The sequence below is a fragment of the Phaeobacter sp. JH20_37 genome, from assembly GCF_048056015.1.
Taxonomy (GTDB): domain Bacteria; phylum Pseudomonadota; class Alphaproteobacteria; order Rhodobacterales; family Rhodobacteraceae; genus Phaeobacter; species Phaeobacter bryozoorum.
Window position 1 is genome coordinate 424,001 of record NZ_JAYMWW010000015.1, and the last position, 23,555, is coordinate 447,555.

Below are 23,555 nucleotides of genomic sequence, written 5' to 3' on the forward strand. Positions count from 1 at the left end.
GATGCCTGAACAACTCGTCTTTGCGATGGAGGTCACGCTGAATGGCCTGATGGCTGGAGTGCTCTATGCGCTGGTCGCGCTGGGGTTTGTCCTGATCTACAAGGCCTCGGGGATCTTCAACTACGCCCAGGGCGTGATGGCATTGTTTGCCGCGATGACTCTGGTTGGGATCATGAACGGGCAGGTTCCGTTCTCCCATGTGATCAACGCGATCTTTGGCGGGCATGTCACCCATTTTGGCTGGACCGTGCCGTCCTTTGTGGCGATCGTCATGACGGTTGGGGTGATGGTTCTCCTGGCCTGGATGGTCCAGCAATTCGTGATGCGCCATCTGGTTGGCCAGGAACCGATCATCCTCTTTATGGCCACCATTGGACTTGCCTATTTCCTCGAAGGGGTGGCGGATCTGATGTGGGGCTCGGAGATCAAGACGCTGGACGTCGGTCTGCCGCAGGGCATCAACCTGTGGATCGACGAGACCACCTATCAGATCTTTGATTATGGTTTCTTCATCGACAATCTCGACATCGTTGCGACCATCATCGCGGCACTGCTGGTGGCGGGGCTGGTGGCCTTTGCGCAATATACCAAACAGGGGCGCGCCATGCGGGCGGTGGCCGACGACCATCAGGCGGCGCTGTCGGTTGGCATTTCGCTGAACTTTATCTGGGTACTGGTCTGGTCTGTCGCGGGGTTTGTCGCGCTGGTCGCCGGGATCATGTGGGGCACGAAGTCCGGCGTGCAGTTCTCGCTGTCGCTCATCGCGCTGAAGGCCCTGCCGGTATTGATGCTGGGCGGCTTCACCTCGATCCCCGGCGCAATTGTTGGCGGGCTGATCATTGGCGTAGGCGAAAAACTTTTCGAATTCATGGTCGGCCCGATGGTCGGGGGCGCGACGGAAAACTGGTTTGCCTATGTTCTGGCGCTGCTGTTCCTGGTGTTCCGCCCGCAAGGTCTGTTCGGGGAGAAGATCATTGAACGGGTCTGATGCGCCTTGGCATGGCGTGCGGCCCCGATCTTTCGGGACCGCGTCGCGGTGGCTCCGTCAGCCTTCCAGACGTCGGAAGGCCGCGATGACGATGGCTGCAAACACGGTGACAACCAGCGTGAAGGCTATCGTCAGATCGCCGATCAGCTGTCCGACAAGCACCGTCATGGCCGCCGCCGCGCAGAGCGCAAGCAGCAGCATGCCCCAGGCACCCGGCGCAACATCGCCTGAAGGCCGCACTGCGGTCCGGGCCACTGGCTGGCGGCTGGCCTGCGGCAGCACCGTTGCCTCCTCGACCGTGTTCAACAGCCGGGTCTTGGCCTTTGTGAACTCCTCGGGAGATATCTCTCCCCTGTCCCGCGCAGCCTCTAGCTGCCGGATTTCCTGCAAGATTGCACTCATCGTTCCCACTCACTTTTCCCACGATGAAGGTGGCAGAAAGATTTGGACGAAATGTGGCGAAAGCCAGAAATCCGAAGAAATGGTTAACGCCGGAGGCGGCCGATGACGAAGCTGATCGCCATCATCAATGTCATTGCCTGGGCCGGGTTCTGGGCCTTTGGATATCTGGCGCTGACCGCCGAAGGGTTTTCCGAAGCACAGATGGTCACAGCATCGCTGTTGGCGGCGGCGGGGCTGATTACCGGGGTTCTTGCCTATCTGCGACTGGCCCGTGCTGCCGAGTTAAGCGGTTACGCCAGCAAGACAAATCAACTCGACGCGGGTCTTAGAAACCGCGCGCAGCAAGAAGGGAGCATCTGAGTCATGTTCTATCGTGAAGCCGGAGATTTCAAAACCTCCTACCAAGATGACAGCCAGACCTTCCCGATCAAATTCGACCGGATCCGTTATTATGTGGTGCTGGCACTGGCGTTTCTGGTGGTTCCTTTTGTGATAAATGACTATTGGGCCAACGCCATTCTGCTGCCGTTTCTGATCTATTCGATCGCGGCGATCGGCCTCAATATCCTGGTGGGATATTGTGGTCAGGTGTCGCTGGGCACCGGTGGTTTCATGGCGGTGGGGGCCTATGCCTGCTACAAGCTGATGACTGCCTTTCCAGAGGTGAGCATGTTCATTCATGTGTTGCTGGCGGGCGGGATCACTTCGCTGGTCTGCATCGCCTTTGGCCTGCCGTCGCTGCGCATCAAGGGGTTCTATCTGGCGGTGGCGACACTGGCGGCGCAGTTCTTTCTGGTGTGGCTCTTCAACCGGGTGCCTTGGTTCTACAACTACTCGGCCTCCGGCCAGATCAGCGCGCCTGAGCGGGATGTGTTCGGCATCCTCATCACCGGCCCCAATGCTCCGGCCTGGGCCACCTATATGTTCAGCCTGATTTTCCTGGCGTTTTGCGCACTGGTGGCCCGCAACCTGACCCGTGGCACGATTGGGCGCAGCTGGATGGCGATCCGTGATATGGACATCGCCGCCGAGATCATCGGGGTGAACCCGCTGAAGGCCAAGCTGTCGGCCTTTGGTGTGTCGGGCTTCTTTATCGGTGTCTCCGGCGCGCTGTTCTTTTCCGTCTATCTTGGTGCGGTTGAAGTCGGCGAGGCCTTTGGCATCAACAAGTCGTTCCTGGTGTTGTTCATGGTGATCATCGGCGGTCTGGGGTCGATTTTCGGCTCCTTTGCCGGGGCGGCGTTTCTGGTGCTGCTGCCGGTGGTTCTGAAGGTTGTCGGCGTTGATGTGCTGGGCTGGCCCACCGATATCGTCGCCCATATTCAGCTGGTGATTGTTGGTGCGTTGATCGTGATCTTCCTGATCGCCGAACCGCATGGCATCGCCCAGCTGTGGCGCGTTGCCAAAGAAAAACTGAGACTCTGGCCGTTCCCGCACTAAGCGGGGTCAGCCAGGCAAGACCGCGGGGAAACAACAAGATCAAACCCCGTTTCGACCCACATCGGACAATTCAAGGGAGGATGAGACCCGATGAAAATGAAACTGACGACTCTGGCGCTGGGCGCCATGATGGCCGCTGGCCCTGCGATGGCAGACCTGGTGTTCCCGTCGCTGAGCTATCGCACCGGCCCTTATGCCGCCGGTGGCATCCCCTTTGCCGACGGCTATGCGGATTACTTCACCCTGGTCAACGAGCGTGACGGCGGCATCAATGGTGTGAAGGCCAAGGTCATCGAATGCGAGACCGGCTATAACACGGAAAAAGGTGTGGAATGCTATGAGGCGACCAAGGGCGAAGGCGCGCTGGTCTATCAGCCGCTGTCCACCGGCATCACCTATCAGCTGATCCCGAAAGTGACGGCGGACGGCATCCCGCTGCACACCATGGGCTATGGCCGGACATCGGCAGCCAATGGCGAAGTGTTCAGCAATGTCTTCAACTATCCTGCCAACTACTGGGATGGTGCGTCAGGGATCATCAACTATCTGCTTGAGGAAAACGGCGGTGATCTGAACGGCAAGAAAATCTCGCTGCTGTTCCATAACTCCGCCTACGGCAAAGAGCCGATCCGCACGCTGGAGGAGCTGTCCAAGAAGCACGGCTTCACCCTGTCGACCCTGCCGGTGGATCACCCCGGTCAGGAACAGAAGTCCCAGTGGCTGCAAATTCGCCGTGATCGCCCGGATTTCGTGATCATGTGGGGCTGGGGTGTCATGAACCAGGTTGCCATTCAGGAGGCCGCCAACATTCGCTATCCGATGGAGAATTTCATCGGTGTCTGGTGGTCCGGCGCCGAGCATGACGTGATGGCTGCGGGCGACAAGGCCAATGGATACAAGGCCGTGACTTTCCACGGTGTTGGTCGTGACTTCCCGGTGTTCGATGACATCCAGACGCATGTCGTTGACAAGGGGCTTGCGGCTGGTGCCGGCGATCAGATCGGTAACGTGCTCTATAACCGCGGCATGTATGCGGCGATGTTGGCCGTTGAAGCGGCCAAGACCGCACAGGAGATCCACGGCACCAATGACATCACTCCGGCGATGATGCGTGACGGCATGGAAGCTCTGGAGATGCCCGAGGCACGGATGTCGGCGCTGGGTATGCCGTATTTCGGCCCGTCCTTTAACGTCTCCTGCGAGAACCACGGTGGCCCCGGCCTGGTTGGTATGACCCAGTGGGATGCCTCGAGCAAAACCTGGAACCTGATCAGTGACTTTGCCCCGAGCGATCGCGACGTGATCCAGCCTCTCATCGAGGAAGATTCCATGGCTTATGCCAAGGAAAACAACATTGAGGTGGGCTGCAAGTAACGCAGTTTGGTCTGCCCCCGGTTTTCGGTCGGGGGCGGACCTGGCGAACCGCGTCGCTGCTGGCGCGCATATCATCCGGTGCGGCGCGCAAGGGCCGCACCCACAGACAGACCCGGAACAGGGCGACCGGGTCAGGACCGCGTGAGGACAACAACAGATGCTGGATACAGCCAAAACCACCGATGTTCAGGCAGAGACCCTGCTTGAGGTCAACAACATCGAAGTGATCTACAACCACGTGATCCTCGTTTTGAAGGGCGTCAGCCTGAAGGTGCCCAAGGGCGGGATCACCGCGCTATTGGGTGGCAATGGCGCGGGCAAGACGACAACACTCAAGGCGGTGTCAAACCTGCTGCATTCGGAGCGGGGCGAGGTCACCAAAGGGTCGATCAGCTACCGCGGCGAGCGGATTCAGGACCGCGATCCTGCCGAACTGGTCAAGAAAGGCGTCATTCAGGTGATGGAGGGCCGTCACTGTTTTGAGCATCTGACCGTTGAGGAAAACCTGCTGACCGGCGCCTATACGCGCAGCGATGGCAATGCGAACATCCAGCGCGATCTTGAGATGGTCTACAGCTATTTCCCGCGCCTGAAGGAACGCCGCCGCAGTCAGGCCGGCTATACCTCCGGCGGGGAGCAGCAGATGGTGGCCATGGGGCGCGCCCTGATGAGCCGCCCTGAGACGATCCTGCTGGACGAGCCGTCCATGGGGCTGGCACCTCAGCTGGTGGAGCAGATCTTTGAAATCGTGAAGTCGATCAATGAAAACGAAGGGGTGACCTTCCTTCTGGCTGAGCAGAACACCAATGTGGCGCTGCGGTATTCGCACTATGGTTACATTCTGGAGTCTGGCCGTGTGGTCATGGATGGCCCGGCGGCTGAGCTGCGCGAGAACCCGGATGTGAAGGAATTCTACCTCGGGATGTCCGACGAAGGACGCAAGAGTTTCCGGGATGTGCGGTCATACCGCCGCCGGAAGCGGTGGTTGAGCTGAGGTGGGGTGCTGACATGACATATTTTGACAGCCTTGAGACCCGCAGTGCAGACGCCCGTGCCGCTGATTTGGCGGAACAGCTGCCGCAACAGATTGCCCGTGCTATGGCCGCGCCGGGTTATGGCGAAAGCCTGCGTTCTGTAAATGCGGCGACAATCACCAGCCCGGAGGATCTGGCGGCCCTGCCGGTGCTGCGCAAATCGGACCTGAGCAAGGCGCAGGCCGCGCATCCTCCCTTTGGCGGGTTCACCGTGAAACCGGCCAGCGGGTTTGCCCATATCTTCCAGTCGCCCGGCCCGATTTACGAACCGGGTGGTGTGGATCATGACTGGTGGCGCATGGGACGGTTCCTGCATGCGGCCGGGATCGGTGTTGGCGATGTGGTGCAGAATTGTTTCGGCTACCATCTGACACCTGCCGGGATGATCTTTGAGAACGGCGCGCGTGCGGTTGGTGCAGCCGTATTGCCTGCGGGCACCGGTCAGACGGAATTGCAGGTCACTGCGGCGCGTGACGTTGGGGCGACGGCCTATGCCGGGACGCCGGACTATCTGAAGGTGATCCTCGATAAGGCCGATGCCATGGGCGTCAAGCTGGGCTTTACCAAAGCGGCAGTGGGCGGCGGTGCGCTGTTCCCCTCCCTGCGTCAGGAATATGCTGATCGCGGGATTTCCTGTCTGCAGTCATATGCGACGGCGGATCTGGGCAATATCGCCTATGAAAGCGCGGCGATGGAGGGGATGATCGTCGATGAGCAGGTTATCGTCGAAATCGTCACCCCCGGCACCGGCACCCCTGTGGCCGCCGGAGACGTCGGCGAGGTTGTCGTCACCACGCTCAATCCCGACTATCCGCTCATTCGGTTTGCGACTGGAGATCTGAGTGCGGTTCTGCCCGGCGAATCTCCCTGTGGACGCACCAATATGCGGATCAAGGGCTGGATGGGCCGTGCGGACCAGACCACGAAGATCAAGGGCATGTTTGTACGCCCGGAACAGGTCGCCGCGCTGGTCGACAAACATGCCGAGATCGTCAAGGCACGCGTTATCGCCAGCCGTGATGGCGAGATGGATGCGATGACCGTTCAGATCGAGGCACAGGATGGGGACGAAACCGCCTTCTCGCGCTCGGTCGTGGAGGTGCTGAAGCTGAAAGGGCGCGTGGAAGTGGTCGCGCCCGGCGCCCTGCCCAAGGACGGTTTGGTGATCGAGGACCAGCGCAGCTACGACTGATCCCCTTACCTGTGGGGACACCACCCGATCAGGGTATCTGCTGGCGCAACCGGGCTCCTCCCACCGGTTGCGCCAGTTTTTGTGACAGCAACAGCGATAGAGAGAGGCGCGGCGAATGGCTGCGCTTTGGCTTTGTCGCTGGTATTTCCGACGAAAATGATCGAAATAGAGGGCTGCACTGAGGTAGTCCCGTATCTATGCCAAAGATCACACCCATCTCCCCCACCTCCACAGAGGCCACGCGCTCCGCCAGGGCGCCGATTTTCGATGGCGCAGCAACGGCCGGCGCCGTCCCGTCCGCGGATGCGCCTAACCGGACACGTGGGCGGCGGAAGAAACCGGGGGGGGCGCTGTTTGCGACGGTGGGCTGGGTTGTGGCCCTGTCCTGTCTGTTGCCAATGCTGGCGGTTGCGCTGGCCGCTCTGACCGGTGGCACCGATACGATCCGGCATCTTATGGAAACTGTCTTGCCGGGTTATGCCGGTACCACATTGGTTCTGGTCTTTCTGGTGGCGCTGGGAACCGGGCTGGTTGGGGTAGGAGCGGCCTGGCTGGTCACTATGACCCGGTTTCCGGGCGTGCGCGTGATGGAGGTGGTTCTGATCCTGCCACTGGCCTTCCCGGCCTATGTGCTGGCCTATGCCTATACCTTTGTTCTGGATCATCCTGGCATCGTGCAGACCACCTTGCGGCAGATGACAGGCTGGGGACCACGCGACTATTGGTTCCCGGAGATCCGCTCTGTGGGAGGGGCGGCGGTGATGTTGGTGCTGGTGCTTTACCCCTATGTCTACCTGCTGGCTCGGGCGGCTTTTCTGCAACAAAGCGCGGGTGCGTTTCTGGCGGCGCGCGCACTTGGCAATACCTCGCTACAGGCCTTCTGGCGGGTCAGCCTGCCCATGGCGCGCCCCGCGATTGCGTCCGGTGTTCTGCTGGCGGTGATGGAAACCATCGCTGATTTCGGCACGGTGAGCTATTTTGGCGTGCAGACCTTTGCGACAGGGATTTATACCAGCTGGTTTTCGCTTGCCGACCGGGCGGGTGCGGCGCAGCTGGCGCTCTGTCTTCTGGGATTTGCGCTGACGCTGGCGGTAGCGGAGCGCGCAACGCGAGGTCGTGCGCGCTATCATCATGCGGGCAAGCATCAGGCCAAGATGCCGCCGGTGGAGCTGCATGGGGCGAAGGCGGCTCTGGCCTTTGGACTGTGCGTCCTGCCTGTCCTTCTCGGGTTCCTGCTGCCAGTGGTGATCCTGGCGCAGATGGGGCTTGAGTCGGAGCAGAACCTGCTGAGCAAACGGTATCTGGGCTTCCTGCAGAATTCAGTGACGCTGGCGACGACGGCGGCTGTCCTTACCGTGATGGCGGCGGTCTGCCTCGGCTTCTACCAACGGCTGCGTCCGGGTCGGCCGTCTGCTCTTGCCGGTTACGTCTCAAGGCTCGGCTATGCGGTGCCGGGCGGGGTGATCGCGGTTGGGCTGATGGTGCCGTTTGCAGCCTTTGATAACGCTTTGGATGCCTGGATGCGGGCGAATTTCGAGATCAGGACCGGACTGCTGATTACCGGGTCGATCTGGCTGCTGGTGGCGGCCTATATGGTGCGCTTTCTGGCGGCGGCATTGGGTGCCTATGAGGGAGGGCAGGCCACCGTTCATGCCAATATGGATGCGGCTGCCCGCTCGCTGGGGCAAAGCCCGCTGGGTATGTTGCGCCGGGTTCACCTGCCTATCCTGACGCCCAGCCTGATGACGGCTTTGCTGATTGTCTTTGTCGATGTGATGAAAGAGCTGCCAGCGACGCTGATTATGCGTCCTTTCAACTATGACACACTGGCAGTGCAGGCCTACCGGCTGGCCTCGGATGAGCGGCTGGAAGGCGCGGCAGTGCCATCGCTGGTCATCATGCTGGTCGGGCTGTTGCCGGTGATTCTGATTTGCAGGCAAGTGGGCCGACGCAGCTAGGCTATCAATGCTGGCGGCGTGGCGCCGGCCTTTAGCTCTGCCACCAAGCCTCGATTTCCTCACGGGAAATCCGGGCCGCCGGGCCAAGGGCAACCAGAACGGTTTCCTCGGCATCGCAGCGCTTGGCCGAGACCTGCCGACCAACCACATGCAGCTCGTAGCCGCCGCCATTGGTGAGTATAAATCCCTTCATCCGATAGATCCCGCTTGGCCGGTTTGCCAGCTTGTCACCCAGGCGGCACCGATCCATCGGCTCGGCGCTGCGGTGGTGCCAGGTCGCATAGGCGTGGTGGGCGGATTTTGCAGTTGCCCTGCCAACCGGCAGCGGGACCACGTCAAACAGCAGGTCGGCAATCGGGGCGTCTTCGAGAATCGTCGGCGTGCGGGCCCCCAGCTCGTCCAGCCGAGTCATAACAGCGTCAGAAGGGGCGTCGCATTTGCTGATCAGCACCAGGTCCGCGGCACGGATCTGCTGACTGGTCTGCTCGCGCAGCAGATCGTCGTTCAGCAGATCGCAGAGGTTTTCGCCATCGGCGACGGTGATGATGCCGCCATAGGACAGCTGGCTCTCGTTCACCACGGTGTTGGCAATGGCGACCGGATCGGAGAGGCCGCTGGCCTCGATCACGATATGATCCGGGCGGCTGCCCTCGGCCAGAATACGATGCAGCGCGGCGGTCAGATCTTCGCCCAGGGTGCAGCAGACACAGCCGTTGCTCAATGCGATGGTCTGTGAGGTTCCGTCCTGCAACAGGCTTTCATCAATGTTGATGCGCCCAAAATCATTGACCAGAACGGTCAGACGCAACCCATGATCATCGCTCAGCAGACGGTTGATCAACGTGGTTTTTCCAGCGCCGAGATAGCCGCTGATGATGGTGACCGGAATACGTGTCATTGGTATTCACCCGATGGAGTATTGTGGTCACGCATGGCTAGTTTCTCGCTCTGCATCTGTGAATTCGACCCGAAGCTATAGGTGGTCTTTTCCAGCCCGTCCACCCACGGCGCGACGTGAGGTAAAGGACTATGGATAGCGGTCATTCGGCGGTTTTCGCGTTCGTATCGGCTTTGCTGGGGGGGTACCTCAGACAATGCAATTGGCGGCCGGCGGTCCTCAGCACCTAAAATCACTGTGACCCGAGGGTGGATGTCCCCTGCGGGAGCCAAAATCACACAAGAGGGATGGATGCCGTGTTGAACCGCAATGACTTGATAATCCGCATTGTTCTGCTGGGGGTGGGGGCAACCGCCTTCATGGATCTGTGGGCCGTCGTCGCCGATGCGCTATTTGGCGTGCCGCAAAGTAATTTTGCCGTGGTGGGGCGCTGGCTGGGGTACATGCCGGATGGGATCTTCACCCATGAAAGCATCGGCAAGGTCCCGCCGGTGGCGAATGAGGCCGCAATCGGCTGGACTGCGCATTATGTTGTGGGCGTGATTTTTGCGGCGCTGTTTGTCGCGCTAGGCGGGCAGCGCCAGCTGCTGAAGCCGGGGCCGGTTGCGCCGATTCTTTTTGGTCTGGTGACGGTGGTTGCGCCATTCTTCATCTTGCAGCCTGCCTTGGGGGCCGGAATCATGGCTTCGAACAAACCGAACCCGGACATTGCGCGGCTGAAGAGCCTGATGTCGCATTTCTCGTTCGGGTTGGGTCTCTATGTTGTCGCCTATGGCCTGTCGCGCCTCGCGCCGAAGGGTCAGCATGGATCAAGTGACCAGATTTCACCGGCAGAATAGACAGACGACTGCCGCGTTGGAAAACAAGAAAGGCGCAGGAGACTCTCCTGCGCCTTTCCCGTTATTCGGCTGTGGTGGCTGCTCGGCCTTGCAGCGACCGGGGCAGTTACTCCCAACCCACCTGGTTGAAGATCTTCTGTGCGGTGGGGATGTTCTGCGCCACGTCCGACAGCTGCACGTCATCGGGTTTGAAGTGGCCGAGCGCCGCAATGCTGGGCGCAAGCGCAACACCCGGAACCGCCGGGTACTCATCATTGCCTGCGGAGAAATACTGCTGGGCCTGATCGGAGGCGAGGTATTCGAGGAACTTGATCGCGTTCTCCTTGTTCGGTGCGTTCACCGCAACACCGCCACCGGACAGGTTCATGTGGGCGCCTTCTGCGTCCTGCGCAGGGAAGACCCAGCCGATCATGTCACGTTCGGCGGACAGACCTTTCACGTCTTTGCGGATGGAGCGGGCGAAGTAGTAGCTGTTGCCAACGGCGATTTCGCACTCGCCGGAGACGATGCCGCGCAGCTGATCGGTGTCGCCGCCCTGGGGCGCGCGGGCCATGTTGGCAACGACGCCTTTTGCCCAGTCGGTTGCGGCTTCTTCACCGTGATGCGTGACGATGGAGGCCAGCAGAGTCTGGTTGTAGGTATTGGTCGAAGAGCGGATGCAGATCTGACCTTTGTAGGCGGGATCCGCGAGGTCGAGATATGTCTTCGGCGGGTTGGCGACATCTGCCTTGTCAAAGAAGATGATGCGCGCACGCTGGGAGAAGCCGAACCACTGGTTGTCCGCATCCTGCAGATAGCCGGGAACGCGGGCTTCCAGGATGTCGCTGTCGATGGCCTGAAGGAGGCCTTCGTTCTTGGCACGTGCCAGACGCGATGTATCAACTGTCAGCAGGATATCGGCGGGGGAGTTCGCGCCCTCGGCGCTCATCCGGGCGATCAACTCGTCAGCCTTGCCTTCGATCCGGTTGATCGTGATGCCGGTGGCCTCTTCGAAGTCGGAATAGAGCCGTTCGTCGGTATCGTAGTGGCGCGAGGAGTAGAGGTTCAGCTCACCCTCGGCAGCGGCAGATGTTGCGACGGCGGCGACCAAAGCGCCTGCAAGAATGGTGGTCGATTTCAGCATGGTACTTCCCATCTATTCAAAACACTCGGGGGGATCTTGGCCACTGGCGTCGAACCCGACTGATTTGCTCAGATAAAGAGTTTCACCAAAAATGCAAAGCAAAACTGACAAAAACTATCAGAAAAAGAGATGGGCCGTTACAACCCTCTTGAGGTCACCGGCAAGAGAGGCCTGAAAACACAAAAAAACCGCATCCGAAGATGCGGTTTTCTCAAATCAGCTATGCTGCGTCTGGCGATCAGCCCTGGCGTGCTTTAAAGCGGCGCTGGGTCTTGTTGATCACATAGACACGGCCCTTGCGACGCACAACGCGGCAATCACGGTGCCGGTTCTTGAGCGAGCGGAGCGAGTTCTTGACCTTCATGGCCTATCTCCTGTTCTGCGGCGCGAACCAGCGCCTGGGTTGCGGGGCTCCGATCGTAGGACCAGAGCAATGAATTCATGGTGGGCGATACAAGGTTCGAACTTGTGACCCCTTCGATGTCAACGAAGTGCTCTACCACTGAGCTAATCGCCCATGAATACCCACGCTTTCGGCCGGCCCCAAATTGAAAGGGGCGCGGATGACCGCGCCGGTGAGGGGGTCTATAAAATGAGTCGGAGAGGGGTGCAAGAGCTTTTGACCGCAGAAATTTCCGGTCTATGCTGTTTCTTGTATTTGAGCCGCCGGAGCCTGCATGTCTGACACAGTATACTTGGTGGAAATGCCACAGGAATTGCGGTCTGGGGTGGTTTTTGCCTCGCCGCATAGCGGATCGGATTACAGCGCGGCTTTTCTGGCGCAGACGATTCTCGATCCTTTGCAGCTGCGCAGTTCAGAAGACGCCTTCGTGGATGAGCTGTTTGCCGCCGCGCCGCGATTCGGGATGCCACTGCTGACCGCGCGGGCGCCACGGGCCTATGTCGATCTCAATCGATCAACCGAAGAGCTGGATCCGGCGCTGATCGAAGGCGTCATCAAACGGGGGCAGAACCCGCGTGTGGCCTCTGGCCTGGGGGTGGTGCCGCGCGTGGTGGCCCATGGGCGGGCGATCTATCATGGCAAGCTGAGCCGGGCTGAAGCAAGCCACCGGATTGCCACCTATTGGCGCCCCTACCACGTGGCTTTGCAGCAGTTACTGGACCAGGCCCGCATTGGCTTTGGCCAGGCCGTGCTGATTGACTGTCATTCGATGCCGCACGAAGCGATTTCGGCCGCAGGACGGCGGGGGGCTGGGCTGCCGGATGTTGTGCTTGGCGATCGTTTCGGCGCGGCGGCCTCGGCCGAGATCATGGACCGGGTCGAAGCGGCGTTTGTTGGCGCAGGTTTGCGGGTCGTGCGAAACACGCCTTTTGCCGGGGCTTATATCACACAGACCTACGGGCGCCCGTCACGGGCGCAGCACGCGGTGCAGGTCGAGATTGACCGCTCACTCTATATGGATGAGGCGCGGATTGAGAAAACCTCTGATTTTGCAGCGCTGCAAAAGGTGCTGTCCGATGTGATTGCCGAGCTGTCGCAGCTGAACTGTGAACCGATGCCGCTGGCTGCGGAATAAACACAGGCGGCTGTTCAGCGCAGGGCGCGACCCTTCTGGATGGCCGATTTTCCGAAGCGTTCGCGAATTGCATCCGTGGCCCGCTCCGCCTTTGCGCGCTGCCCGGCCTTTGGATCCAGAAGGTCGCCGGTGATATCGGCCTGCGTTTCGGGCACCAGCTCGGAGATGCCGCAGCCAAGTAGCCGGTAGGGGCCTTCGTCGCCGACCTGATCCAGAAGCGCCCGCGCCGTTCGGTAGATCATGTCGGCAATCTGGGTCGCATCTCGCAGAGATTGCCGCCGGGTGAGGCTGCTGTGATTGGCGCGCTTCAGCTTCAGCGTCACCACCCGCCCTGCAAGCTGTCGGGCTTTGGCGCGGTCAGAGACTTTTTCGGCCAGCCGCCACAGGTGACCGTCCAGCACCTCCAGACTTGCGGTGTCCTCGTAGAAGGTGGTTTCGTTCGAGATGGATTTCACCGGCGCATTGGCCGACACCCGCCGCCGGTCCTGACCGCGCGCGAGATGCCAGAGCCGTTCCCCCATTGAGCCGAACCGCGCGTTCAGATCAGTGCGGTCCCAGCGCAGCAAATCCGAAAAACTGCGGATGCCGGCTTTGTCGAGCGACGCCTGAGCGGCTGGGCCGATACCCCATATCAGGCGCACCGGTTTGTCTTTCAGGAAATCGGCTGTCTCCTCTTTGCCAATCACCGAGAATCCGCGCGGTTTGTCGAGGTCGGAGGCGACCTTTGCCAGGAATTTGTTGTGTGACAGCCCGATTGATCCTGTCACGCCCAGCTCGTCCTTCATGCGTTTGACTAGCCGTGCCAGCATCACCGCAGGTGGCGCACCATGCAGCCGCTGGGTGCCAGACAGATCCATAAAGGCCTCATCCAGCGACAGGGGTTCCACATCCGGCGTCAGCTCATCCATCATCGCTCGGATCTGGCGGCTGACCTCGACATAGACATTCATCCGCGGCTTTATCACCACGGCGTCCGGGCAAAGCTTGAGCGCCTGAAACATCGGCATGGCCGATCGCACACCGCGAATGCGTGCCACATAGCAGGCCGTGGAGACGACACCACGCCGCCCGCCCCCGATCACCACCGGTTTGTCGGCAAGCTCGGGATTGTCGCGTTTCTCAACGCTGGCGTAGAAGGCGTCGCAGTCCATATGTGCAATCGACAGCGAGAACAGCTCTGTGTGCGCCTTGATCCGTGGGCTCTGGCAGCTTGGGCAGCGCTTTGGATTTGGTGTCTGGCCGTTTTTTGGTTTGAGGACACCATAGGACAAGCACTCCCGGCACAGCACCTGCAGGCGCCGGGGCGCATGGCTGGGCGTCTCCAGCTCAGACGGGGCCGTGTGATCGGGCGGTATGTGCGATTGGTCTGACATGGGGCGGAGGCGTTGAGGCCGAAAGGGTCGGGGAATCTGATGGTGCTGCGGGGGCGCTCAGAGTAGCCTCTGCCACAGCAATTGTCTTTAGATCATCTGACATGGTGAGAGCAGCAATGACATTCAACGGCGCCAAGCTGGCGCTTTTCATTGGCGATAGGCTGCTGGTGATCGAGCGTGATGCCTATCCGCATATTCCCTACCCCGGCCATTGGGATTTCCCAGGCGGCGGGCGCGAAGGCGAGGAAACACCGGAAACCTGCGCGCTGCGCGAAACGGAAGAAGAGGTTGGGCTGGTCGTGCAGGAGGTGGATCTGGTGTGGCGGCAAAGCTATGAGCGGCGCAATGGTGTCGTCTGGATTTTTGTCGCGCATCTGTCGGCCGCGCGGGAGCGCGACATTCGGTTGGGCGATGAAGGTCAGAGCTGGGCGCTGGTGCGTCCTGAGTGGTACATCGGGCATGAGCTGGCGGTGCCGCATTTTGCGGAATATCTGCAAAGCTACCTGACACGCCCCGCCAAAGCTGGTGGCATAGGATAAGATGTGCGGTATCACCCTTGGCGGATCGCCTGTCAGCGGCTGAATGTCCGGGGCTGAAAAGAAAGAACCCCCGCTGCTGTAGCGGGGGAGGTGACGAACCTCAGGAAGAGCAAGGCCGTCAGGGGAGTGTCTCCCGTATAGGGTCGGTCATTTTGACCGCCGGGCAAAGGCTGTAAGGCAGGATTATGTAATTCTGCCTTTGATTGTGTGCTTTTGCGGGCACAGGACAAAAGGGCGCAATCTGCTGCGGTGAAACGCAAAATACTGTTGTAATACCGAAGGTTGACCCTAGGTAATCTTGGCGTACATGTGGCAGAATTCCCGTCCGGCATGGGTCTGATGAAAAGTTTTATTTCGGCTAGATCTTTGAGTTGCGAGTGGGACTGCCCGCCGCCTTCGGGTCAATCTGACCAGAAAACCCGCCGGGCAGATCTGTGCCGACGGGTTGCCCGTGTTGAATAAGTGTAACTGATGCCGTGTGGGACGCGCCGCAGGCGGGGGCCGGTTTACCGTGGCAGACTGGCCAGAATATCTTCGGCGGCGCTGCGCGGGGCGTCTGCTGCCCAGATCGGGCGACCGACCACAATATGATCGGCGCCGGCCTCCAGCGCACTTGCTGGGGTTGCCACCCTTTTCTGATCCCCAAGCGCCGCACCGGCAGGGCGGACGCCGGGGGTGACGATCAACTTGCCGGTGGCTTCTGGCAGGGCGCGGATCAGCGCCGCTTCCTGCGGGCTGGCGATTACGCCATCGGCCCCGGCCGCGAGAGCTAGCCCCGCGCGCTCTTGTACCAGATCGGAAATGTCGCCTGATTTTATCAGGGCTTCATCCAGATCGGAGCGGTCCAGCGAGGTCAGAATGGTGACACCAAGGATCTTGAGACTTGTGCCGGCGGCACCTTCCTTGGCTGCGCGCACCACATGGGGATCGCCATGCACGGTGAGAAAGTCGAGGTCGAACTGGGCCAGCCCCCGAACCGCGGCCTCAACCGTGGCGCTGATATCAAACAGTTTCATATCGAGGAAAATTCGTTTGCCGCGCTCCTGTTTCAGCTCATTCGCAAGCGCCAGACCACCACCGGTCAGCATCCCCAATCCGATTTTATAGAAGGAGACCGCGTCACCAAGCGTGTCGGCCAGCTGAAGCCCGGCAAGCGCATTGGGCACGTCCAGTGCAACGATCAGCCGGTCGTCGGCTTTGGCGTCAGGGGAAGAGTGGCTGGTGGAAGAAGCGGACATGAAGGTTCCTCGTCTTTTGTGCGGCGGTTCAGGCCGTGTGACGGTAGGGGTTGTCTTGGGATCGCACTGCTTTTAGTGCCGCCGCCTCGGTTGGGAAAGGGAAAAACGGGCCTGGCGGGGCGGTGGCAGGGTGCGACAAACCGATGGAGGGAGTGGCTGAATGAGCAAGCGGTTGATCTGGGTCAGGGATTTGGTGACATATTTGCCGCATAGTAGCCTTGAAGAGACGATAAGACCTCCCACATTGGACAGGAGGCCCCGACCGGGACGTGCCGCAGAGCGGGCGTCACCAGAAAAGGGGGCGCTTATATAAGGAGAGCAAGATGGACTTGAACAAGTTCACTGAACGGGCGCGTGGTTTTGTGCAGGCGGCCCAGACGATTGCGCGACGTGAAGATCACCAGCGGCTGATGCCGGAGCACCTGTTGAAGGCGCTGATGGATGATGACCAGGGGCTGGCAAGCAATCTGATCACCCGCGCCGGTGGTAACCCGACCCAGGTGGTCCAGGCGCTGGAACTTGCGGTTTCGAAGCTGCCGAAGGTGCAGGGCAATTCCGCAGACATCTATCTGGACGGCCAGACCGCCAAGGTGCTGGATGAAGCGGCCAAGATTGCCGAGAAGGCAGGCGACAGCTTTGTCCCTGTCGAGCGGGTGCTGATGGCGCTGTGCATGGTGAAGTCCAAAGCCAAGGAAGCGCTGGCGGCTGGTCACGTGACCGCCCAGGCGCTGAATGAGGCGGTGAATGACATCCGCAAGGGGCGCAAGGCAGACAGTGCCAGTGCCGAAGATGGCTATGACGCGCTCAAGAAATATGCCCGAGATCTGACCGAAGCTGTGCGCGAGGGCAAGATTGACCCGATCATCGGCCGCGACGAGGAAATTCGCCGCGCTATGCAGGTGCTGAGCCGCCGGACCAAGAACAACCCGGTGCTGATTGGTGAGCCGGGGGTTGGTAAAACTGCGATTGCCGAAGGTATGGCGCTGCGCATCGTCAATGGCGATGTGCCGGAATCCCTGCGTGACAAACAGTTGCTCTCGCTTGATATGGGCGCATTGATTGCCGGGGCCAAATACCGGGGCGAGTTTGAGGAACGGCTCAAGGCGGTGCTGACCGAAGTGACCGACGCCGCAGGCGAAATCATTCTGTTCATCGATGAAATGCACACGCTGGTCGGCGCGGGTAAATCCGATGGCGCGATGGATGCGGCCAACCTGATCAAACCGGCGCTGGCGCGGGGCGAACTCCACTGTATCGGCGCGACCACTCTGGATGAGTACCGCAAATACGTTGAGAAAGACGCGGCGCTGGCCCGGCGGTTCCAGCCTGTCATGGTGACGGAACCCACTGTGGAAGACACTATTTCGATCCTGCGGGGCATCAAGGAGAAATACGAGCTGCACCACGGTGTCCGTATCGCGGATGCGGCGCTGGTCGCGGCGGCCACCCTGTCGCATCGCTACATCACCGACCGGTTCCTGCCGGACAAGGCGATTGACCTTGTTGATGAGGCGGCGGCGCGTCTGCGGATGCAGGTCGACAGCAAGCCAGAAGAGCTGGATGCGCTCGACCGTCAGATCCTGCAGATGCAGATCGAGGAGGAGGCGTTGAAACTCGAGGATGACGCGGCCTCCAAGGATCGGCTGGATACCCTGCAGAAAGAGCTGTCGGACCTGCAGGAGAAATCCGCAGAGATGACCGCACAGTGGCAGTCCGAGCGGGACAAGCTGGCTTCGGCCCGTGAGCTGAAGGAGCGGCTGGACCGTGCGCGAGCGGATCTGGATGCAGCCAAACGTGAAGGCAATCTCGCCCGCGCCGGGGAGCTGTCCTACGGCGTTATCCCAGGTCTGGAAAAGCAGCTGAGCGAGGCCGAAACCTCTGACCGTAACGGTTTGATGGTCGAAGAGGCCGTTCGTCCGGAGCAAATCGCCGGCGTGGTCGAGCGCTGGACCGGGATCCCGACATCCAAGATGCTCGAGGGCGAGCGCGAGAAGCTGTTGCGGATGGAGGCGGATCTGCATGGTCGTGTGATTGGTCAGGACACTGCGGTCACGGCTGTGGCCAATGCGGTGCGGCGCGCCCGAGCCGGGCTCAATGACGAGAACCGCCCGCTGGGGTCGTTCCTGTTCCTTGGTCCGACCGGTGTCGGCAAGACCGAGTTGACAAAGGCGGTGGCGGAGTTTCTGTTCGATGATGACAGCGCCATGGTGCGCGTGGATATGTCCGAGTTCATGGAGAAACATTCGGTAGCCCGCCTGATCGGCGCGCCTCCGGGATATGTCGGCTATGATGAGGGGGGCGTTCTGACCGAGGCCGTCCGGCGCAAACCCTATCAGGTTGTTCTGTTTGACGAGGTGGAGAAGGCCCACCCGGATGTCTTTAACGTGCTGTTGCAGGTGCTGGACGATGGGATGCTGACCGATGGACAGGGGCGGACCGTCGATTTCAAACAGACTCTGATTATCCTGACCTCCAACCTCGGTGCGCAGGCGCTCAGCCAGCTACCGGATGGGGCGGATGCCGCCGATGCCAAGCGGGATGTGATGGACGCGGTGCGTGCGCATTTCCGTCCTGAATTCCTGAACCGTCTGGATGAGACGATCATTTTCGATCGCCTGGGACGCAAGGACATGGATGGCATCGTCACGCTACAGCTGGCGCGGCTTGAAAAGCGGCTTGTGGGTCGCAAGATCGTGCTTGAGCTGGATGAGGGTGCAAAGACGTGGCTGGCGGATGAAGGATATGATCCGGTGTTCGGCGCCCGCCCGTTGAAACGGGTGATCCAGCGGGTCTTACAGAACCCATTGGCGGAGATGCTTCTGGCCGGAGATATCCGCGATGGCGACACGGTGCCTGTAAGTGCCGGTGTCGAAGGTCTGATCATCGGCGATCGCATCGGCTCCACCGATCGGCCGCGCCCCGATGATGCGGTAGTGCACTAAGCTGACATGAAGAAGGAGGGCCCGCCGATCCGGCGGGCCTCTCTATATACAGGTCTGCTCATTGCTATGCGCCACCGTTCAATTTCTGGCCATCACGGCCGTGGCTCCTCTGCGCCGCAGGACGGTCAGGCGGGGTTCCCAGTCATACCGGGGATCCTTGGCCGTTGCGGACCAATACAACCTGCCGCCATAGCGCCATGGGTCCAGCACGATGCCGCCGTAGATATCCGCTCCCTTCGGGGCGATCACGGCGCTGCTGTGTTCAATCCGAAAGCTGTTTCTTGGCTCTGCGATGGCCCGCAGAACCGTGAGGCTTTGAAACCCTTCGCTTTGCAGCCGGGCCTGCATGTCCTCGGCGTAATGATAACAAAGGCCGCGTTGTTTGACGCCGGTATTGACGAGGGTGTTGTGCAGGATCGGTGAGGTTGTCACCTGATACTCCTGCGCAAGCGCGGTAGCGTGGCGATAGGCAATCAGCGCGGCTCTGGCCGCTTCTTCCGGATCGACTTGCGGGCCAAGTGCTTCAATCGCGTGGCGAAGCTGGCCGACCTCATCCGATTGGGTGTCCGTGCCCGGTGCGCAGGCAGCGATCATCGTGCCTGCGAGCAGCAGAAGCGAAACAAGGATGGACTTCATGCAGGATCTGTCCGCTGTCAATTTCCGTGGTGATCAGACTATCAAAGCCAGCGCCAGGAGGCAGCGGAAAAACTCAAACGATGGGTCTTACTCCTCGATTGCCTCCAGGACGATGTCATTCAGCAACGACTGGATCAGCTGCATGTCGCCATCAGGGAAAGCGCGAAAGCCGATTGTCGTGATCTCGCTGCCGGGCTGCTGTGCGACGAAGATATCGTAGGGGCAGAAGGTGATATTCATCGGATTGGCTTCCATCACCTTGCGCGACAGGCTGGCGGAGCAGAAAGAATAGACCTCGGCCTTTTGGAACAGAACGACGTCAGAGCCGACATCCTCGCGCGTCCGCTCCAGCATCTCTCCCACATGGCTGATATGATCGACTACAAACCCACGATTGGTGATCGCGCTTTCCAGCCCAAAGGTGACATCATCGAAGGCGAGATCGGTCTGATAGCTGACCATATCCGCCGTTATTGTCGGCTCGGCCGTGACAGGGAGGGATAACGCGATGAATGCCCCGTAACCCAGCGACAGAAGGCTGGCGAAGCGGCGTCCCGTGCGAAATGCAGCGGTTATTGCGGTGGATTTTGTCATGGTCCTCTCCCAATGTGATCAAAGGTGACTTGCCCGCCCGGTGGAATACACCAATTTGGTCTAGGGCGAACGGGCCGATGGGCAGCGCGTTCCATTATCATATAGGAGTTTTTGCATGGGTTTCGCGGCAAATGCCATAGAATTCCTCGCATATGCCTTTGTCTTTGCGTTGGGGGCGCTGGCATTGGTGGCTGCGGGGCTGTTTGTGGTTGATCGGGTGCAGACCGAGGACGCGGTGCGCCGCAATTATCCGGTGATCGGTAGGTTTCGCGGCCTGTTCAGCACCTTGGGAGAGTTTTTCCGCCAGTATTTCTTTGCCATGGACCGCGAGGAGATGCCCTTCAACCGCGCGCAGCGCGAATGGGTGGGACGTGCCGCAGAAGGAAAGGGGAATACCGTTGCCTTCGGCTCGACCCGCAATCTGAACGTGCCGGGGACGCCAATCTTCGTGAATGCGGCATTTCCGGCCTTGGATGAGGGCAAGGCCTGTTGCGAGCCGCGCCTGATAGGGCCAACCGCCCGTCAGCCCTATATGGCACCCTCGTTCTTCAATATCTCCGGCATGAGTTATGGGGCGCTCTCTGCGCCGGCCGTCCGTGCCCTCAGCCATGGGGCAAAAGAGGCCGGTGTCTGGATGAACACCGGCGAGGGTGGTCTGAGCCCCTATCACCTGGAGGGGGGCTGCGATGTGGTGTTCCAGATTGGTACTGCCAAATACGGCGTGCGCGATGAGAACGGCGGGCTGAGCGACGAACAATTGCGCAAGGTTGCCGCCCATGATGCGGTGCGGATGTTTGAGCTGAAGCTGGCGCAGGGGGCAAAACCCGGCAAGGGTGGGATCCTTCCCGCGGCCAAGGTCACCCGGCAGATTGCCGAGATACGCGGCATCCCGGAAGGCGAGGACAGCATCTCCCCCAACCGGCATCCGGAGATTGCCAATTACGATCAGCTGCTGGATATGATCGCGCATATTCGGGAGGTCACGGGCAAGCCGGTGGGGATAAAGCTGGTGGTCGGTGCTGAGACGGCCCTGCGCGAGTTGTTTCTGAATATTGCCGCCCGCAGGGACGACAGCGCGCCGGATTTCATCACCGTGGACGGTGGCGAGGGCGGAACCGGAGCCGCGCCTATGCCTTTGATTGATCTGGTTGGGATGTCTGTCCGGGAGGCACTGCCGCTGGCGTGCAATCTGCGCGATGAATACGGGCTGAAAGACCGCATTCGCCTCATCGCCTCTGGCAAGCTCGTCAATCCGGGCGATGTTGCCTGGGCGCTGGCGGCAGGCGCCGATTTTGTGACCTCGGCGCGGGGCTTCATGTTCTCGCTGGGGTGTATTCAGGCGCTGAAGTGTAACCGCAACAGCTGTCCGACAGGTATCACAACCCATGACAAGCGCCTGCAAAAGGGGTTGGTGGTCGAGGAAAAATCCACCCGCGTCGCACGCTATGCCAAGGAGATCATCCATGAGGTGGAAACCATCGCGCATTCCGTTGGCGTGACCGAGCCGCGTCAGCTGCGCCGCCGACATGTCAGGATCATGCAGGAAGATGGGCGCAGCCGGCCGATGAATGAGCTTATGCCAGGTTACAGTGCCATCGCGGAGACGTGAGAGGATATGTTTTGGACTGTGCCGCCCGCTGGCTTAGATCCTGCAGATACCCATACTAAGGAGACGCCGCATGGCCCACCGCTGGAAGAACGATCTGAGTGACGGCGACGTCACGCCTTATTCGGCTTTTCTGAACCGACGCCAGATCATGGCCGGTCTGGGCGGCGCTGCGGGGCTTGGTCTGGCGGGGTTGGCTGGGGGCACCGCACAGGCCGCAACGGAGGCGGAGCTGGAACCCAACAGCTGGGAAGACGTGACCAGCTATTGCAACTTCTATGAGTTCGGCACCGGCAAGGGGGATCCGGCTGCCTATGCCGGTCAGATGACCACCCAGCCCTGGAGCGTCGAAATCGATGGCCTGGTCGAGCGCCCGGGCAGCTACTCCATGGAGCAGATCATGGAGGCTATGACGCTTGAGGACCGGACCTATCGCTTCCGCTGTGTTGAGGCCTGGTCGATGGTGGTGCCCTGGCAGGGGTTTGAACTGGCGGATCTGCTCAATCTGGCCGGGGTGCAGGAGGGCGCGAAATATGTCGCCTTCGAAACCCTCTACCGGCCGTCGGAAATGCCCGGCACAGCCTATAAGGTGCTGGACTGGCCCTACCGGGAGGGCCTGCGCCTTGATGAGGCGCAGCATCCATTGACGATCATGGCCACTGGCATCTTTGGCAAATCGCTACCCAATCAGAACGGGGCCCCGCTGCGACTGGTGGTGCCATGGAAATACGGGTTCAAGTCGATCAAATCGATTGTCCGTATGACTCTCACCGATCAAGAGCCGCAGACCAGCTGGAACATGGCAAATGCGGGCGAGTACGGCTTCTATAGCAATGTGAACCCCAATGTGGACCATCCCCGCTGGAGCCAGGCCACCGAGCGCCGCATTGGCGGGGGGCTCTTTGCTCGCCGCGAGCCGACCCTGATGTTCAACGGCTATGAAAAAGAGGTGGCCGCGCTCTACGAGGGTATGGATCTGGCAAAGAACTTCTGAATGCAGCGCATCAACGATACAATTCGGGTCGTGCCCATCTGGCTGATCTATCTGCTGGGTGTGCTGCCCGCAGGCCTGCTGTTCTATCAGGGGCTCTCTGGCGCGCTTGGCCCTGAGCCGATCAAGGCGCTTGAGCATGAATACGGCAAACTGGCGCTTCAGCTGCTCGTCGTCACCCTCGCTGTGACACCGCTGCGTCGGCTGCTCGGGCTGAACCTGATGCGGTTTCGCCGGGCCATCGGTCTTTTGTGTTTCTTCTATGTCAGCTGTCACCTGCTGGTCTGGCTTCTGTTGGATGTGCAGCTGCTCAGTCAGATTCTTGCCGATATTGTTAAGCGCCCATATATCACCATCGGCATGGCGGCCTTTGTTCTGATGCTGCCGCTCGCTCTGACCTCCAATAACGCTTCGGTCCGGCGTTTGAGAGGTAAATGGCGCAGCCTTCACCGGCTGACCTACCCGGCCGCTCTGTTCGGAGCCCTGCACTATGTGATGCTGGTGAAAGGCTTTCAGCTGGAACCGCTGATCTACATGGGGCTGATCCTTCTCCTGCTGGCACTCCGCCTGCCGGCGGTCCAGCGGTTGAGGCCCGCCTGAGTCGCGGTGCGAGGCGTATCTCCATCGCAGAAGGCTCCTGCCCGTGCGTATGGCGAGTCGAAACATCGCAGCGAATAGCCCTCTCGACTCGCCCGGACATGAGCGCAGACGACAGCGACTCGGAGCTGAAACCGGTTGCAGCTTTGTTCCTGCTGGGAAAATGGCCCGATCATGCCGGGGAAATGTGGTATCCTCGATTGAGAAGTTTTCGTAAGTATATGAAAATAATATTTTTTTTAGAAACTCGTCA

Annotated in this window: 22 protein-coding genes and 1 tRNA gene; 14 read left to right on the top strand and 9 right to left on the bottom strand. The window is 60.3% G+C overall.

The genetic code is table 11. From position 1 onward, the window contains the following. The first annotated feature begins 1 nt into the window (after window position 1). Window positions 2–988 (top strand): branched-chain amino acid ABC transporter permease, encoded by a 987-nt coding sequence (locus VWZ87_RS15030; RefSeq protein WP_416536730.1) that lies wholly within the window; start codon window positions 2–4, stop codon window positions 986–988. A gap of 57 nt (window positions 989–1,045) precedes the next feature. Here VWZ87_RS15030 and VWZ87_RS15035 read toward each other — a convergent pair whose 3' ends face one another. Further along, complete coding sequence (locus VWZ87_RS15035; protein WP_416536729.1) at window positions 1,046–1,390, bottom strand: SHOCT domain-containing protein; 345 nt, start codon at window positions 1,388–1,390, stop codon at window positions 1,046–1,048. Between the two features lie 102 nt (window positions 1,391–1,492). Here VWZ87_RS15035 and VWZ87_RS15040 point away from each other — a divergent pair, with 102 nt between their 5' ends. The 6 genes from VWZ87_RS15040 (at window position 1,493) to VWZ87_RS15065 (ending at window position 8,388) form a co-directional block, all read left to right on the top strand. Next, entirely contained in the window at window positions 1,493–1,750 is a 258-nt protein-coding gene (locus VWZ87_RS15040) for a hypothetical protein (RefSeq protein WP_340546867.1), read from the top strand. A 3-nt stretch (window positions 1,751–1,753) separates the two neighbouring features. Continuing rightward, a complete protein-coding gene (locus VWZ87_RS15045) occupies window positions 1,754–2,830 on the top strand; it encodes a branched-chain amino acid ABC transporter permease (RefSeq protein WP_340546866.1) in 1,077 nt (358 codons plus the stop codon). A 90-nt stretch (window positions 2,831–2,920) separates the two neighbouring features. Continuing rightward, window positions 2,921–4,204, top strand: coding sequence for an ABC transporter substrate-binding protein (locus VWZ87_RS15050; protein WP_340546865.1), 1,284 nt, complete (start codon window positions 2,921–2,923; stop codon window positions 4,202–4,204). A gap of 157 nt (window positions 4,205–4,361) precedes the next feature. Then, entirely contained in the window at window positions 4,362–5,198 is an 837-nt protein-coding gene (locus VWZ87_RS15055) for an ABC transporter ATP-binding protein (protein WP_024098644.1), read from the top strand. Window positions 5,199–5,212: 14 nt separating this feature from the next. Then, a complete protein-coding gene (locus tag VWZ87_RS15060; RefSeq protein ID WP_340546864.1) occupies window positions 5,213–6,430 on the top strand; it encodes a phenylacetate--CoA ligase family protein in 1,218 nt (405 codons plus the stop codon). 197 nt (window positions 6,431–6,627) lie between these two features. Beyond that, entirely contained in the window at window positions 6,628–8,388 is a 1,761-nt protein-coding gene (locus tag VWZ87_RS15065) for an ABC transporter permease (protein WP_416536728.1), read from the top strand. A 31-nt stretch (window positions 8,389–8,419) separates the two neighbouring features. Here VWZ87_RS15065 and VWZ87_RS15070 read toward each other — a convergent pair whose 3' ends face one another. Then, on the bottom strand, window positions 8,420–9,286 hold the full coding sequence (locus VWZ87_RS15070) for a CobW family GTP-binding protein (protein WP_340546862.1): 867 nt from the start codon (window positions 9,284–9,286) through the stop codon (window positions 8,420–8,422). A 296-nt stretch (window positions 9,287–9,582) separates the two neighbouring features. Between VWZ87_RS15070 and VWZ87_RS15075 the strand changes: the two genes are divergently transcribed. Next, entirely contained in the window at window positions 9,583–10,125 is a 543-nt protein-coding gene (locus tag VWZ87_RS15075) for a DUF2938 domain-containing protein (protein ID WP_416536727.1), read from the top strand. Window positions 10,126–10,231: 106 nt separating this feature from the next. Here VWZ87_RS15075 and VWZ87_RS15080 read toward each other — a convergent pair whose 3' ends face one another. The 3 genes from VWZ87_RS15080 to VWZ87_RS15090 form a co-directional block, all read right to left on the bottom strand. Continuing rightward, window positions 10,232–11,248 (bottom strand): Fe(3+) ABC transporter substrate-binding protein, encoded by a 1,017-nt coding sequence (locus VWZ87_RS15080; RefSeq protein ID WP_340546860.1) that lies wholly within the window; start codon window positions 11,246–11,248, stop codon window positions 10,232–10,234. 238 nt (window positions 11,249–11,486) lie between these two features. After that, window positions 11,487–11,612: a type B 50S ribosomal protein L36 gene (gene ykgO, locus VWZ87_RS15085; protein ID WP_008562923.1), complete on the bottom strand. Its 126-nt coding sequence runs from the start codon at window positions 11,610–11,612 to the stop codon at window positions 11,487–11,489. Window positions 11,613–11,690: 78 nt separating this feature from the next. Further along, window positions 11,691–11,765: transfer RNA gene (locus VWZ87_RS15090), tRNA-Val, on the bottom strand. A gap of 160 nt (window positions 11,766–11,925) precedes the next feature. Between VWZ87_RS15090 and VWZ87_RS15095 the strand changes: the two genes are divergently transcribed. Beyond that, window positions 11,926–12,786 carry an N-formylglutamate amidohydrolase gene (locus tag VWZ87_RS15095; RefSeq protein WP_416536726.1) on the top strand — a complete coding sequence of 287 codons (861 nt, stop codon included), beginning with the start codon at window positions 11,926–11,928 and terminating at the stop codon, window positions 12,784–12,786. Window positions 12,787–12,800: 14 nt separating this feature from the next. Here the strand turns inward: VWZ87_RS15095 and VWZ87_RS15100 are convergent, their stop codons facing one another. Next, window positions 12,801–14,081 (bottom strand): DNA polymerase IV, encoded by a 1,281-nt coding sequence (locus VWZ87_RS15100; protein WP_416536736.1) that lies wholly within the window; start codon window positions 14,079–14,081, stop codon window positions 12,801–12,803. Window positions 14,082–14,275: 194 nt separating this feature from the next. Between VWZ87_RS15100 and VWZ87_RS15105 the strand changes: the two genes are divergently transcribed. Then, window positions 14,276–14,698, top strand: coding sequence for an NUDIX hydrolase (locus VWZ87_RS15105; RefSeq protein WP_416536725.1), 423 nt, complete (start codon window positions 14,276–14,278; stop codon window positions 14,696–14,698). A 506-nt stretch (window positions 14,699–15,204) separates the two neighbouring features. Here the strand turns inward: VWZ87_RS15105 and pyrF are convergent. Further along, window positions 15,205–15,936 carry an orotidine-5'-phosphate decarboxylase gene (gene pyrF, locus VWZ87_RS15110; RefSeq protein ID WP_416536724.1) on the bottom strand — a complete coding sequence of 244 codons (732 nt, stop codon included), beginning with the start codon at window positions 15,934–15,936 and terminating at the stop codon, window positions 15,205–15,207. Between the two features lie 323 nt (window positions 15,937–16,259). On the opposite strand from pyrF, the gene clpB reads away from it, so the two are divergent. After that, window positions 16,260–18,878, top strand: a complete 2,619-nt coding sequence (clpB, locus tag VWZ87_RS15115) for an ATP-dependent chaperone ClpB (protein WP_340546855.1) — start codon at window positions 16,260–16,262, stop codon at window positions 18,876–18,878. Window positions 18,879–18,956: 78 nt separating this feature from the next. Here the strand turns inward: clpB and VWZ87_RS15120 are convergent, their stop codons facing one another. Then, window positions 18,957–19,514 carry a hypothetical protein gene (locus VWZ87_RS15120; protein WP_340546854.1) on the bottom strand — a complete coding sequence of 186 codons (558 nt, stop codon included), beginning with the start codon at window positions 19,512–19,514 and terminating at the stop codon, window positions 18,957–18,959. An 87-nt stretch (window positions 19,515–19,601) separates the two neighbouring features. After that, a complete protein-coding gene (locus VWZ87_RS15125; RefSeq protein WP_416536735.1) occupies window positions 19,602–19,976 on the bottom strand; it encodes a DUF302 domain-containing protein in 375 nt (124 codons plus the stop codon). Between the two features lie 247 nt (window positions 19,977–20,223). On the opposite strand from VWZ87_RS15125, the gene VWZ87_RS15130 reads away from it, so the two are divergent. From VWZ87_RS15130 to msrQ, 3 genes are all read left to right on the top strand, one after another. Then, window positions 20,224–21,717, top strand: a complete 1,494-nt coding sequence (locus VWZ87_RS15130) for an FMN-binding glutamate synthase family protein (protein ID WP_416536723.1) — start codon at window positions 20,224–20,226, stop codon at window positions 21,715–21,717. Between the two features lie 70 nt (window positions 21,718–21,787). Beyond that, window positions 21,788–22,708, top strand: a complete 921-nt coding sequence (gene msrP / locus VWZ87_RS15135; protein ID WP_416536722.1) for a protein-methionine-sulfoxide reductase catalytic subunit MsrP — start codon at window positions 21,788–21,790, stop codon at window positions 22,706–22,708. After that, window positions 22,709–23,305, top strand: coding sequence for a protein-methionine-sulfoxide reductase heme-binding subunit MsrQ (gene msrQ, locus VWZ87_RS15140; protein ID WP_416536721.1), 597 nt, complete (start codon window positions 22,709–22,711; stop codon window positions 23,303–23,305). It abuts the gene before it with no gap. Window positions 23,306–23,555: the final 250 nt, after the last annotated feature.

What these genes read in the sequence shown, in the direction of transcription:
- VWZ87_RS15030 (WP_416536730.1), top strand. Translation starts at nt 2, where the DNA reads ATGCCTGAACAACTCGTCTTTGCGATGGAGGTCACGCTGAATGGCCTG.
- VWZ87_RS15035 (WP_416536729.1), bottom strand. Translation starts at nt 1,390, where the DNA reads ATGAGTGCAATCTTGCAGGAAATCCGGCAGCTAGAGGCTGCGCGGGAC.
- VWZ87_RS15040 (WP_340546867.1), top strand. Translation starts at nt 1,493, where the DNA reads ATGACGAAGCTGATCGCCATCATCAATGTCATTGCCTGGGCCGGGTTC.
- VWZ87_RS15045 (WP_340546866.1), top strand. Translation starts at nt 1,754, where the DNA reads ATGTTCTATCGTGAAGCCGGAGATTTCAAAACCTCCTACCAAGATGAC.
- VWZ87_RS15050 (WP_340546865.1), top strand. Translation starts at nt 2,921, where the DNA reads ATGAAAATGAAACTGACGACTCTGGCGCTGGGCGCCATGATGGCCGCT.
- VWZ87_RS15055 (WP_024098644.1), top strand. Translation starts at nt 4,362, where the DNA reads ATGCTGGATACAGCCAAAACCACCGATGTTCAGGCAGAGACCCTGCTT.
- VWZ87_RS15060 (WP_340546864.1), top strand. Translation starts at nt 5,213, where the DNA reads ATGACATATTTTGACAGCCTTGAGACCCGCAGTGCAGACGCCCGTGCC.
- VWZ87_RS15065 (WP_416536728.1), top strand. Translation starts at nt 6,628, where the DNA reads ATGCCAAAGATCACACCCATCTCCCCCACCTCCACAGAGGCCACGCGC.
- VWZ87_RS15070 (WP_340546862.1), bottom strand. Translation starts at nt 9,286, where the DNA reads ATGACACGTATTCCGGTCACCATCATCAGCGGCTATCTCGGCGCTGGA.
- VWZ87_RS15080 (WP_340546860.1), bottom strand. Translation starts at nt 11,248, where the DNA reads ATGCTGAAATCGACCACCATTCTTGCAGGCGCTTTGGTCGCCGCCGTC.
- ykgO (WP_008562923.1), bottom strand. Translation starts at nt 11,612, where the DNA reads ATGAAGGTCAAGAACTCGCTCCGCTCGCTCAAGAACCGGCACCGTGAT.
- VWZ87_RS15095 (WP_416536726.1), top strand. Translation starts at nt 11,926, where the DNA reads ATGTCTGACACAGTATACTTGGTGGAAATGCCACAGGAATTGCGGTCT.
- VWZ87_RS15105 (WP_416536725.1), top strand. Translation starts at nt 14,276, where the DNA reads ATGACATTCAACGGCGCCAAGCTGGCGCTTTTCATTGGCGATAGGCTG.
- pyrF (WP_416536724.1), bottom strand. Translation starts at nt 15,936, where the DNA reads ATGTCCGCTTCTTCCACCAGCCACTCTTCCCCTGACGCCAAAGCCGAC.
- clpB (WP_340546855.1), top strand. Translation starts at nt 16,260, where the DNA reads ATGGACTTGAACAAGTTCACTGAACGGGCGCGTGGTTTTGTGCAGGCG.
- VWZ87_RS15120 (WP_340546854.1), bottom strand. Translation starts at nt 19,514, where the DNA reads ATGAAGTCCATCCTTGTTTCGCTTCTGCTGCTCGCAGGCACGATGATC.
- VWZ87_RS15125 (WP_416536735.1), bottom strand. Translation starts at nt 19,976, where the DNA reads ATGGTCAGCTATCAGACCGATCTCGCCTTCGATGATGTCACCTTTGGG.
- VWZ87_RS15130 (WP_416536723.1), top strand. Translation starts at nt 20,224, where the DNA reads ATGGGTTTCGCGGCAAATGCCATAGAATTCCTCGCATATGCCTTTGTC.
- msrP (WP_416536722.1), top strand. Translation starts at nt 21,788, where the DNA reads ATGGCCCACCGCTGGAAGAACGATCTGAGTGACGGCGACGTCACGCCT.
- msrQ (WP_416536721.1), top strand. Translation starts at nt 22,709, where the DNA reads ATGCAGCGCATCAACGATACAATTCGGGTCGTGCCCATCTGGCTGATC.